This window comes from Promicromonospora sp. NFX87 (genome assembly GCF_048564965.1).
Taxonomy (GTDB): domain Bacteria; phylum Actinomycetota; class Actinomycetes; order Actinomycetales; family Cellulomonadaceae; genus Promicromonospora.
Window position 1 is genome coordinate 6,475,170 of sequence record NZ_CP183413.1, and the last position, 13,921, is coordinate 6,489,090.

12 protein-coding genes are annotated in these 13,921 nt (G+C 72.2%); 7 read left to right on the forward strand and 5 right to left on the reverse strand.

Going from position 1 to position 13,921, the window contains the following annotated elements:
* Positions 1-194: 194 nt before the first annotated feature.
* Together ACNYC2_RS29045 and purB are read right to left on the reverse strand one after the other, a co-directional pair.
* Entirely contained in the window at positions 195-1,565 is a 1,371-nt protein-coding gene (locus tag ACNYC2_RS29045) for a M20 family metallopeptidase (RefSeq protein WP_419705055.1), read from the reverse strand.
* A 30-nt stretch (positions 1,566-1,595) separates the two neighbouring features.
* On the reverse strand, positions 1,596-3,092 hold the full coding sequence (gene purB, locus ACNYC2_RS29050; protein ID WP_419705056.1) for an adenylosuccinate lyase: 1,497 nt from the start codon (positions 3,090-3,092) through the stop codon (positions 1,596-1,598).
* A gap of 220 nt (positions 3,093-3,312) precedes the next feature.
* Between purB and ACNYC2_RS29055 the strand changes: the two genes are divergently transcribed.
* Both ACNYC2_RS29055 and ACNYC2_RS29060 read left to right on the forward strand, forming a co-directional pair.
* Positions 3,313-3,570 carry a hypothetical protein gene (locus ACNYC2_RS29055; RefSeq protein WP_419705057.1) on the forward strand — a complete coding sequence of 86 codons (258 nt, stop codon included), beginning with the start codon at positions 3,313-3,315 and terminating at the stop codon, positions 3,568-3,570.
* On the forward strand, positions 3,567-5,132 hold the full coding sequence (locus tag ACNYC2_RS29060; protein ID WP_419705058.1) for a hypothetical protein: 1,566 nt from the start codon (positions 3,567-3,569) through the stop codon (positions 5,130-5,132). Before ACNYC2_RS29055 ends, ACNYC2_RS29060 begins: the two co-directional genes overlap by 4 nt.
* Positions 5,133-5,136: 4 nt before the next feature.
* On the opposite strand, the gene ACNYC2_RS29065 is transcribed toward ACNYC2_RS29060, so the two are convergent.
* Positions 5,137-5,544: a phage holin family protein gene (locus ACNYC2_RS29065; protein WP_419705059.1), complete on the reverse strand. Its 408-nt coding sequence runs from the start codon at positions 5,542-5,544 to the stop codon at positions 5,137-5,139.
* Between the two features lie 14 nt (positions 5,545-5,558).
* On the opposite strand from ACNYC2_RS29065, the gene hisC reads away from it, so the two are divergent.
* Positions 5,559-6,647: a histidinol-phosphate transaminase gene (gene hisC, locus ACNYC2_RS29070; protein ID WP_419705060.1), complete on the forward strand. Its 1,089-nt coding sequence runs from the start codon at positions 5,559-5,561 to the stop codon at positions 6,645-6,647.
* An 89-nt stretch (positions 6,648-6,736) separates the two neighbouring features.
* On the opposite strand, the gene ACNYC2_RS29075 is transcribed toward hisC, so the two are convergent.
* Entirely contained in the window at positions 6,737-7,633 is an 897-nt protein-coding gene (locus tag ACNYC2_RS29075) for a helix-turn-helix transcriptional regulator (RefSeq protein ID WP_419705061.1), read from the reverse strand.
* Between the two features lie 101 nt (positions 7,634-7,734).
* Between ACNYC2_RS29075 and ACNYC2_RS29080 the strand changes: the two genes are divergently transcribed.
* From ACNYC2_RS29080 to ACNYC2_RS29095, 4 genes are all read left to right on the forward strand, one after another.
* A complete protein-coding gene (locus tag ACNYC2_RS29080) occupies positions 7,735-9,297 on the forward strand; it encodes an MFS transporter (RefSeq protein ID WP_419705062.1) in 1,563 nt (520 codons plus the stop codon).
* Between the two features lie 301 nt (positions 9,298-9,598).
* Positions 9,599-10,768: a pyruvate dehydrogenase (acetyl-transferring) E1 component subunit alpha gene (pdhA, locus tag ACNYC2_RS29085; protein WP_419705063.1), complete on the forward strand. Its 1,170-nt coding sequence runs from the start codon at positions 9,599-9,601 to the stop codon at positions 10,766-10,768.
* Between the two features lie 5 nt (positions 10,769-10,773).
* Positions 10,774-11,805, forward strand: a complete 1,032-nt coding sequence (locus ACNYC2_RS29090; protein WP_419705064.1) for an alpha-ketoacid dehydrogenase subunit beta — start codon at positions 10,774-10,776, stop codon at positions 11,803-11,805.
* Positions 11,806-11,823: 18 nt separating this feature from the next.
* On the forward strand, positions 11,824-13,296 hold the full coding sequence (locus tag ACNYC2_RS29095) for a dihydrolipoamide acetyltransferase family protein (RefSeq protein ID WP_419705065.1): 1,473 nt from the start codon (positions 11,824-11,826) through the stop codon (positions 13,294-13,296).
* A gap of 205 nt (positions 13,297-13,501) precedes the next feature.
* On the opposite strand, the gene ACNYC2_RS29100 is transcribed toward ACNYC2_RS29095, so the two are convergent.
* Positions 13,502-13,774: a WhiB family transcriptional regulator gene (locus tag ACNYC2_RS29100; protein WP_357449574.1), complete on the reverse strand. Its 273-nt coding sequence runs from the start codon at positions 13,772-13,774 to the stop codon at positions 13,502-13,504.
* Positions 13,775-13,921 lie beyond the last annotated feature (147 nt).

Sequence of the window (13,921 nt, forward strand, 5' to 3'; positions counted from 1 at the left end):
CCGACGGTAGGAACCGGAGATTTCCCCTGTGTGTGCCCGCCGTTACGCCAACCGGACTAGTCACTCTGTGCGGAGGTAGAACCCTGGCGAAGTAGAACCAGGGCGAGATAGAAGCGCAGCGTGCCGTGGTGCGCTGCAGTTCTACTTCGCCACAGTTCTACTTCGCCCTGGTTCTACCTCGGCGGACGTGGCGGTCAGTCGAAGTACGCGGGCACGTCGACCGCGCCGCCCTCCACGGCGAACTCCGCGTGCACCGCGGTCCGCAGCCCGGTGTCGTACAGGTAGTCCAGGGCCGTCGACGCGAGCCCTGCCGCACTGTCGACCGCGGCGGACACCGCCGCCGGGGTTGCCGCCGCAGCGGCGAACTCAGCCGTGTGCAGCGCGACGTCCGGGGTCGAGACCTGCACCAGGGGGTGGATCCCGGGTATGCGGAAGGAGACGTTGCCGAAGTCCGTCGACGCCGCGAGCGTCTCCGAGAGCACGCCGGCGGGCAGCGGGTCACGCCCACGGCGACGCTGAGCCGCGACCCATCGGTCGGTGAGCCGCCGGTTGGTGCGCACGGGGAGGCTCGGGTGTGCGCCGTCGTCCCAGGTGATCTCGACGTCCGTGCCCGTCATGCGCGCGGCGCCGTACGCGATGTCGTCCAGGCGGCGCGACAGGTCACGCAAGGTGTCCGCGTACTTGGACCGCGCGTACAGGTGCACGACCGCCCGCTCCGTGATGATGCTCGGCCGGGTGCCGCCCTCCGCGATCGTCGCGTGCACGCGGTCCACGGGCGGCATCTGCTGCCGCAGCAGGCCGATGCCCTGGTAGGCCAGGCTGGCGGCGTCCAGCGCGTTGCGGCCCATGTACGGCTGGGCGGAGGCGTGCGCGGGCCGCCCGGTGAAGGTCCAGGTCAGCAGACGGCGACCGAGCCAGACCTGGTCGGCGACGTCGAGCCCGTACGGGTGCACCATGATCGCGGCATCGATGCCTTCGAGGGCTCCGTTGCGCGCCAGGACCTCCTTGCCGGTGTGCCCCTCCTCGGCAGGCGTACCGAGGAGCACCACCCGTCCGGCGGGCGCATCGGCTGAGGTCATGACCTCGTGCAGGGCGAGGAACGCGCCGACACCAGACGCCGCGATGACGTTGTGGCCGCAGGCGTGACCGATGCCGGGCAGCGCGTCGTACTCCGCGCAGATCGCGATGGTCGGCCCGGCGGGATCGCCGATCTCCGCCCGGAACGCCGTCGGCACCCCGTGGGCGCCCGGCTCCGCCTCGACGCCGTGCCGAGCCAGCACCTCGATCAGCGTCGCCGCGCTGCGGTGCTCCTCGAAGGCGGTCTCGGGGTGCTCGTGCAGCCGCCGCACGATCTCGGCGAGCTCCGGCTCCAGCCGCTCGGCCGCCCGCTCGATCGTGGAGTGGAGCGCTGCGGGCGCACCGCCGTCGGGCAGCGCGGCGTCCTGTCCACCGACGGCGTCGAGGCCGCCCGCGGATGCCGCGCCCGCCAGCGCCGCCCGCCGCCCGGCGGTCTCGGCGACCAGGTGGTCCAGGTAGGCGGTGCTGGGCGGGGTGGAGCGGCTCATGCGGCCATCGTATGGAAGGCGCCCGCGGGGTCAGTCCAGGTAGTCCTTCACCAGCTGCTCGGCCAGCCCCGTGTACGTGGCGGGGGTCAGCGCGGCGAGGCGGGCGGCGACGTCGTCCGGCAGGCCCAGGCCTGCCACGAACTCGCGCATGCGCGCGCCGTCCACGCGCTGGCCGCGGGTGAGGTCCTTGAGGCGCTCGTACGGGTTCTCCATGCCGGGCACACCCGCGACCGAGGCCGCACGCATCGCGGACTGGACGGGCTCGCCCAGCACCTCCCAGTTGGCGTCGAGGTCCTCGCGCAGCAGTACCTCGTTGACGGCGAGCCGGTCCAGGCCGCGTGAGACGTTGTCGATCGCGAGCAGGCTGTGCCCGAACGCCGGGCCGATGTTCCGCTGCGTCGTCGAGTCGGTGAGGTCGCGCTGGAGGCGGCTCGTCACGAGCGTCGCCGAGAGCGTGTCCAGCAGCGAGCACGAGATCTCGAGGTTGGCCTCGGCGTTCTCGAACCGGATCGGGTTCACCTTGTGCGGCATCGTGGACGAGCCGGTGGCGCCCTCGACCGGGATCTGCGTGAAGAACCCGAGCGAGATGTAGGTCCACACGTCGGTCGCGAGGTTGTGCAGGATCCGGTTGAAGCGCGCGATGTCGGCGTAGACCTCGGCCTGCCAGTCGTGCGACTCGATCTGCGTGGTCAGCGGGTTCCAGTCCAGCCCGAGACCCTCGACGAAGGCCTTCGAGACGGCGGGCCAGTCGGCGGTCGGGACGGCGACCGTGTGCGCGCCGTAGGTGCCGGTGGCGCCGTTCAGCTTGCCCAGGAACTCGGCACCCTCGATGCGGCGCAGCTGACGGCGCAGGCGGTGCGCCAGCACGGCGAGCTCCTTGCCCAGGGTCGACGGCGTCGCGGGCTGGCCGTGCGTCCTCGACAGCAGCGGCGCGGCGGCGTGCTCGCGCGCCATACCGGCGAGCTGGTCGACGACGGCGGTCGCGGCCGGGAGCCAGGCGTCACGGACCGCGCCGCGCACCATCAGCGCGTACGAGAGGTTGTTGATGTCCTCGCTCGTGCAGGCGAAGTGCACGAGCTCGCTCGCCGCGGGGAGGCTCGTCGTCCCCAGGACCTCGGGCGCCACGGCGATGCGGCGCTTGATGAAGTACTCGACGGCCTTGACGTCGTGCACCGTCTCGCGCTCGATCTCGGCCAGCTCGGCGATCTCGTCCGCGCCGAACGTCGCGGGGATCGCCCGGAGGTAGTCGATCTCCTGCACCGACAGGGTCGGTGCGCCGGGGACCACGGGCGCCGCGATGCCGGGCGCGCCGTTGCACAGCGTGATGAGCCACTCGACCTCGACGTGGATGCGCTCGCGGTTCAGCGCGGCCTCGCTCAGGTGGTCCACGAGCGGGGCGACAGCCTTGCGGTACCGGCCGTCGAGCGGTCCGAGCGCGATGGCCGGGCTCACCTCCGCGAGGGTCACGCGGGTGGCGGGGCTGGTCGGGCTGGCGGCGGGCGCGGTCGTCTCAGGCACGTTCTCCATTCTCCCACGGGAGATCCGCAGGGGACCCGCACAGACCCGCAGGACGGCGCCGCACCGCTGCGAGCCCGACCACACCCGACCGGTTCGGCGACTTGTGCACAGGCGGCCGCCCCCGGCCGACGACGGCGCCCGGCCCGCGCCTAGCGTCATGACCGATGAGACACACCGGACGGGGAGCACGCGGGATGGGTACAGCAGGACGACCAAAGAGGAAGAGCCGATGACCGGCGCATGCGGACTGCCCGTACCCGGATCAGGAGGTCCGACGGCGGCGTTCGCGGCCGCCGTGGAGCTGCTGGCCCGGGGTAGCGACCAGCTGCTGGCCGCCGCCGTCGAGGTGGACTGGGAGGCGCCCGCGGCGGAGCTGTACCGGGCAGAGGTTGCCGAGGCGGCGCTCGCCGTCGCACGCGACATCTCGCGGCTGAAGGAGGCGATGAGTCGGGTCGCCGTCCTGCGTGCCGCGGGCGGGCCGGGATGACGGCACCCCTGACGGTGCCGCCGGACGGCCCGAATCTGGCGCCGGACACCGTCGCGGTGTTCGGGGGAGCGGGTGTCACAGCTGTCGAGTCCGACTCGGTACGCCGGGCGGCGGCCCGGGTGGCGGCCGCCGCCGAGGACCTGCGCTCGGCCGCGAGGCTCTGCCTTGCCGCGAGCGGGGACGTCGTGCTCCCAGGCGTCGCCGGAGCAGCGATGTCCCGGCTGCCCGACGACGGTCTGGGCCGGCCCGTCGCCGCGCTCGCCCCCGCAGCCCGCGCGCTGGAGGAGGCTGTGCACGAGGTGGCACGGAGCCTCGTCCAGCACGCCGACCTGTGCGACCTGCTGGGCTGGCGTCTGCTTCGTGCGGCAGGGCTCTACGAGGAGGCGGAGTCGACGGCGGAGCGAGTGGTCGGCGCCCTGGTCACCGCAGGAACCTTCGGTACGGGAGCAGCGTTCGGCAGCCAGGGTGGGTTCGGGCTGGCGGGAGCAGGCATCCTGGCCGCGGGCGATCTGGCGGGTCGTATGGGCGGGGGACTGATCACCGGAGGCGTGCCCTGGGCGCTCACCGGATGGCTCGGTTCGTGGCTCGGTCCGGCCGCCGTGCGCGACCTGGCCCCGTACACGGACGAGGTGTTCGCCGGGCTGGGCAGCGGCGTCGGGCAGGCGCAGCCGGGCCTGGCCAACGGCGACGCCGGCATCGCCGGAGGGGCAGGTGTGCTCGCGCACGTGGCCCGGGAGCTCCCACTGCTGGGAAACGACGACCAGGGGGTCCGGGTCACTCGGATCACCGCGGAGGACTTCGCGAACGGCTCGCCCCCGGCCTGGTCGGACACCGGGGCCCGGTCCGTGCAGGAGGCGGTGGCCAGGATCGACAGCCTCTACCCGGCGACGGGCGGGGCGCCGCCGGGCACCGTCGCGGTCCAGAAGGTCACCGGGCCAGACGGCGCGGTCTCGTGGACCGTGCTGATCCCCGGCACCCAGTCCGCGCTGCCCGCGGAACATCCGTGGGACGGCCGGACCGACGTCGAGCTCGTCGCCGACCAGGCGGACGGCGCCACCGCGGCGGTCGAGCGTGCGCTCGCCGACTCCGGCGTCGGACCCGACGAGCCGGTGACCCTCGTGGGACACAGCCTCGGCGGGATCGCCGCGTCGGCGCTGGTGTCGCGGGCGGGCTTCGCGGAGCGCTACCGGATCGGCGGGCTCGTCACGGCCGGGTCACCGACGGGTCTGCTGACCACACCGCCGGGTATCCCGGTACTGCACCTCGAGACCCCGGAGGAGCTCGTCTCGCACACCGACGGCCGGTCCGCCTCGGAGAATCCCCGCACCAGGGACCGCGTGACGGTGGTCCGGTCGCTCCGGGACTCCGCCGACCCGGACGACCGCGCGGCGTCGGGCGACGTGGTGCGGGCCCACTCGGTCAGCACGCACGTCCGCACGCTCGACCTGGCCATCGGCCTCGGCGATCCCAGGGTGACCGAGGTGGTGGACAGGATCGGCCCGCGACTGGACGGGACGACGGTGCGCACCACGTTCTACCGCGCGGAACGGGTCGGTCAGTGACCTCTCAGTCAGTGATCTTGTTGGGCAGGACCGCCAGGAGGACCGTCTGCACCACCGAGATCACGAGCGCCGCGAGCACGAACCACCAGAAGCCGCCGGTTACCTCGAGACCCCAGTTGGGCTGGTCCGAGAACCACGACTGGTTGGTGATGAGCGTCGTGATCCACAGCATGAACGCGTTGATCAGGAGCGACACCAGGCCGAGCGTGAGGATGTAGAGCGGCAGCGAGATGAGCTGGACTATCGGCTTCACGACCATGTGCACCAGGCCGTAGATCACCGCGACGATCACCGTGGCGAGAATCGTGCCCAGGGTGGTGTCGTTGCTGACGATGTCCATGTGGGAACCGAGGATCAGGGCTGACAGCCCGATCGCGAGTGCGGTGATGAGGATGCGCGCCACGAGCTTCATCTGGCCATCGTGGCATGCTGACCCCCGTGGAAGAAGCATTCGTACCGCTCCGCCCGGCCGTGTCGGCACTCCCCGCCTACGTTCCCGGCGCGCGCGTCGGCGCGGGCGCACCGGCGTGGAAGCTCTCGTCCAACGAGAACCCGTACGCGCCGCTGCCGTCGGTCCAGGCCGCCATCACGCGTGCCGCGGCCGAGGTGAACCGGTATCCCGACATGTACGCCGAGGAGCTCGTCGGGGCACTCGCGGCACACAGCGGGGTGGCCGTCGAGAACGTGGTGGTCGGCAACGGGTCCGTCGCGCTGCTCTCGCACATCCTGAGCGCCGTCGTCGACCACGGGGACGAGATCGTGTTCCCGTGGCGCTCGTTCGAGGCCTATCCGATCGCGGCTGCCGTGTCCGGCGGCACCGCCGTGACCGTGCCGCTCGAGGAGGGCACGGGCCGGCTGGACCTGCCCGCGATGGCGGCCGCCGTCACGCCGCGCACCCGCGTGGTGCTGGTCTGCTCGCCCAACAACCCGACCGGACCCGCGGTGCACGCCGGAGAGCTGGAGACGTTCCTGGCGGCGGTGCCGACGAACGTCCTGGTGGTGCTGGACGAGGCGTACCTCGAGTTCGTGCGCGACCCCGAGGTACCTGACGGCGTCGACGTGTTCACGCGCCACCCGAACGTGGTGGTGCTGCGCACGCTGTCGAAGGCGCACGGCCTGGCGGGTCTCCGCGTGGGCTACGCGATCGCCGAGCCGCGCCTCGCCGCCGGGATCCGCAGTGTGTCCACGCCGTTCGGTGTCTCCCTCGTGGCCCAGGCCGCCGCGCTGGCGACGCTGGAGCCCGAGGCCCAGAGCCAGCTCACGGAGCACGTCGAGGCGCTGGTGGGCGAGCGCAACCGCGTCGTGGAGAGCCTCCATGACCAGGGCTGGGTGCTGCCGGAGACGCACGCCAACTTCGTGTGGTTCGGCCTGGGCGAGCAGACCATGCAGCGTGCCGCCGAGGCGAAGGACGCGGGCGTCCTGGTGCGCCCCTTCGCCGGTCACGGCATCCGTGTCAGCATCGGCTCCCCGGAGGCGAACGACGCGTTCCTCAAGGTCGCGTCGACCTGGCGCTGACGCGGACGACCAGACGGGTGATCGGCAAGACGTCAGGTGATCGGCAGCCCGAGGTGCCGATCACCTGACGTTCTGCCGACCACGTCGCGTCAGCTGATCAGCGCGTCCGTCAGGACGCCGTCCCGGGCTGTCCACCTCGGGGCGGCGCCGACCAGCGAGTCGAGCCGCTCCAGCCGTCGGGCCGAGGCGGCGTCGGCGGGGGTGAGCACGACGATGCGCTCGCCGCGCCGCTGGTCGAGCCACAGGCTCTGGAAGATGGTGTCGAGCCTGCCCACCCGCGACGACCGGTAGCGGCGCAGCTGGGTCCGGTCGCCCCGTACCTCGTGCTCGTCCCAGTACCGCTCGAAGTCGGGCGAGTGCTCGCGCAGGCTGCTGAGCAGGCCGGGCCAGCGCGGGTCGTGCGGGAACTCAGCCTCCCGGGCACGCAGCCGCCCCGCGAGGTCGCGCAGCACGAGCTCCGGCTCCACGAGGCTGCTGCGCCAGTCGTCGTGGGTGAACAGCAGCCACGCGCAGTTCCGGTCGACCGGGTCGACCGAGTCGAGGTCACCGAAGAAGAACCGGTAGCTGCGGTTGGCCGCGACGAGATCGTAGGCGGCGGTCTGGATCGCGGCGGGAAAGGGCAGCAGCTGGTCCAGGATCGCCACGTGCTCCGGCCGCACCTCCATGAGCGGGCTCGGCGCGCGCGGCCCGGCGTCGGGCGTGCGCCCGGCCAGGAGCATGAGGTGCCGCCGCTCGTCCGTCCGCAGGCGGAGCGCCCGTGCGACGGCGTCGAGCACCTGGTCCGACGGGTTGGGTGCGCGCCCCTGCTCCAGCCACGTGTACCAGGTGACGCCGACCCCGGCGAGCTGCGCCACCTCCTCGCGGCGCAGCCCAGGGGTCCGGCGCCGCCCGGCCTGCGGCAGCCCGACGTCGGCCGGGGTCACCCGCCCGCGGCGCTCGCGGAGGAAGGCGCCGAGAGCCTGGTGCTCGGGTGTCGTTCTGGTCACCTGACCAGTGTCACCCCGCCGCGCCCGCGTAACCAGGTGGTGCCAGTACCCGTATGAACAGGCTCCTGGTACCAGGATGCCGGTACCCGGATCGTCGAGGTATGACGCCATCCATCCCCGCGGCCGTCGCCCAGGGCGTGCCGCCGGCCACCACGCCGCCGAGCAGCCCGTCAGCCACCAGCCCGTCAGCCACCAACCCGTCAGCTTCCCCGCGAACGCCGAGCGACGCGCGAGCCCTGACCGCCGGCGGACTCGCCGTGCTCCTGCTCGCGTTCCTCCCAGTGAACTTCACGTTCGGCGCGGTGAACCTCCTGGTCCCCGCCATCACCGCCGACCTGCACACCGGGCCGTCGGGTGGGCAGCTCGTCCTGTCCGCCTACACGACGACGTTCGCGGCGGGCCTGGTCATCTCCGGCCGGCTGGGCGACCGGTACGGGCGGCGTCGGCTGCTCGTGATCGGCCTGGTCGCCTTCGGGTCGCTGGCCGTCCTGACCGGGCTCGCCCAGAGCCTGACCGCCCTCGTGGCTCTGCGCGCGGCGCTCGGCCTGGCCGCAGGGCTGTTCACGCCCCAGGTCCTCACCACCATCCAGGCCACGGCGCCCGCAGCGCTGCGCACCCGCGGCATCATCCTGTTCACCGCGGCGGGGGCGGTCGCCTCCATCGCCGGCCAGGTCGTGGCGGGTGCGATCGCTGTCTCGATGCCCGAGCACCTGGCCTGGCGCGCCGTCCAGGGTGTCACCGGGGCCATCGCTCTGCTGGCGCTGACCGGTCTGCGTGCCGTCCCGGAGTCGCGCTCGCCGGCGCCGCTCGGGCTCGACCTGCGGGGCGCGGCGCTGCTCGGAGGTGGGCTGGTGGCCCTGGTCGTGCCGCTGACGCTCGGCCCGACGGCGGGATGGCCTGCCTGGTCCCTCGGCCTGCTCGGTGCGGCCGTCGTGATCCTCACCGGGTTCGCGTTCGCCCAGCGTGCCACCGAGCGGCGGGGTGGGCTGCCCGTTGTGCCGCCCAGTGTGCTGCGGGTCCCGGTGGTGCGCATCGGCCTGCTCATGACGCTGCTCTTCTTCGTCTCCTACGGTGCGTTCCTCTACGAGGTCTCGCAGTACGCGCGGGCCGCCTGGGGCGCCGACGGCTGGGACGTCGCCATGGTGACGCTCGGCTTCGGCGGCGGATTCCTCGTCGCGGCGCTGGTGCTTCCGGGCATTCTCGGCCGCGTGGGCCCACGGATCATGGTCTACGCCGCCTCCGGCCAGGCGGTGGCCCTCCTGGGCATCGCCCTGGTGGTCGGGCTCGACGGCGGGAGGAGCGCCCCGCCGGAGCTCCAGCCGCTGCTGATCGTGCTCGGTGCGGTCCAGGCACTGATGTACGGACCCGCGCTCCAGACGGTGCTCTCCCGCACGCCGGACTGGGCGGCGGGCGTGGCGGGTGGGCTGCTGACCACGCTGCAGCAGCTCGGGATCGGGCTCGGCGTCGCACTCCTGGGCGGCCTCTTCCACGCGGTGGCCGACGCCGCGGGCGGACCCGCCGGCGGGACGGCCGCCGCGGCCGCCACCGGTTCGGGGTCGGGTCTCGCGGTCGGCCTGGTGACCGCGCTCGCCGTGCAGGCTGCGTGCGCCGTCGTGTTCGCCCTGCTGGCCCACCGCGTTGCTCGGCACAGCGCCGCGGGCTGACCGCGGGCGACGTCCTGTCCTCGCTCGCGTGCTCCGCGCGCCCGGTAGGTACCGGGTCCGGGTCGCCGAGACTCCGTCGCGCGCCTTGGTGGGTTCCGACAAACGGTCCCGGAAGAGATTGGGCGACATCGCGGCAGACCGACCTACGGTTCCGTAGCCTACGCTTGCGTAGGCTACGAGAGCGTAGGTTGCGGATCGGCTAAATTTCCGGCCGGACCCGTGCCAGGATGGAAAGGTCCCCGGGACGGGCCGGGCGTCTCCGCAACAGCGGGCGCTCGCGTCCGCAGTTGAAGGAGGAAGCGTGACTACGACCAACGGCTCCAACGAGGCGATCCCGACGTTGCAGCTACTCGATCCCCAAGGGAACCGCGTCACGACGCGCGGGTCCAAGGGGTATCGCGACCGCGCTGCGGCCCTGACCACGGAAGACCTTCGTGGCATGTACCGCGACATGGTCCTGACTCGTCGGTTCGACGACGAGGCGACCTCGCTCCAGCGACAGGGTGAGCTGGCCCTGTTCGCGCCCGCTCGTGGCCAGGAGGCCGCGCAGGTCGGCAGTGCCTACGCGCTGCGGCCGCAGGACTACGTGTTCCCGTCCTACCGGGAGCACGGTGTGCTGCACGTCCGCGGCCTGGACCCTGTCGACCGGCTGCGGTTCTTCCGCGGTTCGGACCATGGTGGCTGGAACCCGACCGAGCACAACACCAGCGTCTACACGATCGTGATCGGCGCGCACACCCTGCACGCCACCGGCTACGCCATGGGCGTCCAGCGGGACAACACCCCGCTCGACAAGCACGACGGCACCGCCGTGATCACCTACTTCGGTGACGGCGCCACCTCGCAGGGCGACGTCAACGAGGCGATGGTCTACGCGGCGGTGAACGACGCACCGGTGGTGTTCTTCCTGCAGAACAACCAGTGGGCCATCTCCGAGCCGACCACCCGGCAGACCAAGACCCCGCTGTACAAGCGGGGCGAGGCGTTCGGCCTGCCCAGCCTGCGGGTCGACGGCAACGACGTGCTCGCCGTGTACGCCGCCACCCAGGAAGCGCTCGAGCGCGCCCGGACGGGCCAGGGTCCGAGCTTCATCGAGGCGTTCACGTACCGTATGGGCGCCCACACGACGTCCGACGACCCGACCCGCTACCGCACCTCCGAGCAGGAGGAGCTGTGGCGCGGCCGCGACCCGATCGACCGGCTGGGCGCGCTGCTGCGTGCCGAGGGCGCGCTCGACGACGACTTCGAGGCCGAGATCAAGGCACAGGGCGACGAGCTGGGCGCGAAGCTGCGCACCGGCGTCCGCGCCCTCGACGGCGGTCCGGCCGTCTCGAGCATGTTCGACGACGTGTACGCCACACCCCACGGCACCGTCGCCGCCGAACGTGCCTGGTACGAGGCCTACGACGCCGGCGACCCGCCGGCCCCGCAGTACGCGATAGCGGACTCAGCGCAGGGAGGCGCACGATGACAACCATGGCGGAACGTACGCACACCACGTCCGGCGCCCCCGAAGCGGCGTCGGGCATCCAGACGCTCTCGTTCGGCAAGGCGATCAACGAGGGCCTGCGCGCCGCGATGCGGCGCGACGACAAGGTCATGCTCATGGGTGAGGACATCGGCCCCCTCGGCGGCGTCTTCCGTGTGACCGACGGCCTGCAGGCGGAGTTCGGCGAGCAGCGGGTGGTGGACACGCCGCTGGCGGAGTCCGGCATCGTCGGCACCGCCATCGGCCTGGCCATGCGCGGCTACCGGCCGGTCTGCGAGATCCAGTTCGACGGGTTCGTCTTCCCGGCGTTCAACCAGATCACCACGCAGCTCTCGAAGATCCACAACCGCACGCGCGGCGCGGTGCAGATGCCCGTCGTCATCCGCATCCCGTACGGCGGCGGCATCGGCGGCGTCGAGCACCACGGCGAAAGCCCGGAGTCGCTGTTCGCGCACACCGCGGGCCTGCGCGTGGTCTCGCCGAGCACCCCGCAGGACGCGTACACGATGATCCAGGAGGCCATCGCCTCCCCGGACCCGGTGTTGTACTTCGAGCCCAAGAGCCGTTACTGGGGCAAGGGCGCGGTCGACCTGGACGCTCCCGTCGGCACGGACACCCTGAACTCGGCACACGTGGTCCGCCAGGGCACCGACGTCACGTTCGTCGCCTACGGCCCGTCCGTCGCGACGGCGCTCAAGGCTGCCGACGCGCTCGCCGAGGAGGGCCGGTCCGCCGAGGTGCTCGACCTGCGCGCCATCTCGCCGCTCGACACCGCGGCGATCGTGGCGAGCGTGCGCAAGACCGGACGCTGCGTGGTGATCCACGAGGCGCCCGTGTTCTTCGGCGCAGGCGCCGAGATCGCGGCCCGGGTCACCGAGGAGTGCTTCTACGCTCTCGAGGCGCCCGTGCTCCGCGTGGGCGGCTTCCACACGCCGTACCCGGTGGCCAAGCACGAGCACGAGTACCTGCCGAGCGTGGATCGTGTGCTCGACGCCGTCGACCGCGCTTTCGCGCACTGACACAGGAGTGAGCAGAGAGTGAGCTTGAAGACCCAGAGGTTCCCGCTCCCCGACGTCGGTGAGGGCCTCACCGAGGCCGAGATCGTCGAGTGGCAGGTCGCCGTCGGCGACACCGTTGAGGTGAACCAGACGATCGTGGAGATCGAGACGGCGAAGTCGCTCGTCGACCTGCCGTCGCCGTGGACGGGGACGGTGTCCGCCCTGCTCGTCGAGGCGGGCACCACCGTCGACGTCGGCACCCCGATCATCGAGATCACCGTGCCCGACACCGGAGGCTCTGCCGGATCGGCCCCGTCCGGTTCGGCGGCCGGCTCCGACGGCGCCCCCGCAGCCGGGGGCGCCCAGGACGAGAGCTCCGGATCGGTGCTCGTCGGCTACGGCACGGTAGAGGCGAAGGCCAGCGGACGCCGTCGCCGGCACCAGGCTGGCGCGCCCGCCCCGGCACCGGTCGCCTCTGCACCGGTCGCTCCGGCGCCCGTAGCGGTGGCCGAGACCCGCGCACCCGCACCGGTGGCAGCCCCCGTGGCAGCCGCTCCGGCGCGGGCGGCGGCTCCGGCGTCGGACACCGGCACCACCACCGCCGCGAGGGCGCGGGTGCTGGCGAAGCCGCCGGTCCGCAAGCTCGCCAAGGACCTGGGGGTGGACCTGGCGGGCGTGCACGCGTCAGGCCCGGGCGGGATCGTGACGCGCGAGGACGTGGTCGCCCACGCCGAGCGCTCGTCGGTGCGGACCCTTACCCACTACCCGGACGACGAGCCGTGGCTCGCCTCCGGCGTGGTCTCAGGGGACGGGCGTCAGACGCGTGTCCCGGTGCGGTCGGTCCGCAAGCGCACCGCCGAGGCGATGGTCGCCAGCGCCTTCACCGCACCGCACGTGACGGTGCTGCACTCCGTGGACGTCACGAAGACCATGAAGCTCGTGGCGAACCTCAGGGAGGACCGCGACTTCGCGGACGTCAAGGTGACGCCGCTGCTCGTCGCGGCCAAGGCGATCCTGCTCGCCGTGAAGCGGCACCCGCAGATCAACGCCTCGTGGGACGACGCAGCGCAGGAGATCGTCTACAAGCACTACGTGAACCTCGGCATCGCCGCGGCGACACCCCGCGGGCTCGTGGTGCCGAACATCAAGGACGCGCACACGCTCGACCTGCTCGGCCTCGCGAAGGCGCTCGCCGGGCTGACGGCGACCGCACGAGCCGGACGTACCTCGGTCACGGACATGTCCGACGGCACCATCACGATCACGAACCTGGGTGTCTTCGGCATCGACACGGGTACGCCCATCCTCAACCCGGGGGAGGCGGGGATCCTCGCCTTCGGCGCGATCCGCAAGCAGCCCTGGGTGCACAAGGGCAAGGTGAAGCCGCGGTGGGTCACGCAGCTGAGCTTCAGCTTCGACCACCGGCTGGCCGACGGCGAGCTGGGCGCGCGGTTCATCAAGGACGTGGCACGCGTGCTCGAGGAGCCGGCGCACGGCCTCGTCTGGGGCTGAGCCGAGTCCGGGCTGAGCCGAGCCGAGAACGAGTCAGACCCCCAGGTCGGGTGACCTGGGGGTCTGACTCGTAGTACGACCGGGGCAGTGCGCTCGTCCGGATCCGTCTGGGAGATCCTCGGTGCGGAGAGCGCACTGCTCCGGTGTCTCACGGCGAATGGACTCGGTCGCCGTGCCTCAGGGAAAGTCTCTGGTCACGTGGCGGTCACGCCACGCGCATCCCCCCGATCGACCGGGGCCGGCCGCGACGACGCTTGCGGCTGCGCACGGTGCCGTCGACGACGATCTCGCCGCCCCAGACACCCCACGGCTCCCGGCGCGCGAGCGCGCCCGCGAGGCACTGCGCCTTCAGCGGGCAGACAGCGCACGCACGCTTCGCCTCCTCGAGGTCCGCGGGATGTTCCGCGAACCAGAGCTCGGGCTGTTCCGAGCACGGCACGGAGTCGTCGGTCACGGTGATGATGTTCGCGAGGTCCACACTGGTCACAACGCAGAGGAGGGCTAAAGGGTTGGGTTTGGTGCACAAATCCGCCGAACTTTTCCTGAACTCCGTCGAAATGCCTGGTTTCCGGGGTCATGACGTGGTCAACCCGACGCCCACGGACGGTCGGAACTGCTACGGACC